1 pseudogene is annotated in these 589 nt (G+C 67.6%); it reads left to right on the top strand.

Annotated elements, in window-relative coordinates:
• A pseudogene (locus tag CSC70_RS14145) lies at window positions 1-578 on the top strand (M24 family metallopeptidase); the annotation flags it as partial.
• Window positions 579-589: the final 11 nt, after the last annotated feature.

Below are 589 nucleotides of genomic sequence, written 5' to 3'. Positions count from 1 at the left end.
AACACGGCGCGGTGCTGCACTACACCGAACTGGGCCAGCAGCCGCCGCAACCGCTGCGTAGCTTCCTGATCGACGCCGGCGCTTCCGCATACGGCTACGCCAGCGACATCACCCGCACCTACGCGGCCGACCCCGACAGCGACTTTCAGGCGCTGATCGATGCAGTGGATGCCGCCCAGCTGCGCATGGGCCAGAACGTGCGCGCCGGCGTGGACTACAAGCAGCTGCACATCGACGCGCATCTGGCGTTGATGGGCATCCTCAAGGAGTTCGGCATCCTGACCGTCTCGCCGGAAGCGGCCTTGGCCACCGGCGTCAGCGCTGCGTTCTTCCCCCACGGCCTGGGCCATCTGATCGGCCTGCAAGTGCACGATGTAGCCGGTTTTGCCGCCAGCGACCGCGGCGGCCGCATCGAACGCCCCGACGGCCACCCCTACCTGCGCATGACCCGCACCCTGGAACCGAGCATGGGGGTGACGATCGAACCCGGCATGTACTTCATCGACATGCTGCTGGACGACCTCAAGCAGGCCGGCCATGGCCCCAGCGTCGACTGGGCGCGGGTGGAGCCGTTCAAACGCTAGGGCGC

The sequence above is a fragment of the Pseudoxanthomonas kalamensis DSM 18571 genome, from assembly GCF_010211745.1.
GTDB lineage: Bacteria > Pseudomonadota > Gammaproteobacteria > Xanthomonadales > Xanthomonadaceae > Pseudoxanthomonas_A > Pseudoxanthomonas_A kalamensis.
The sequence above is the reverse complement of the archived record's forward strand: the minus strand, read 5'-3'. Positions and strand labels throughout refer to the sequence as shown.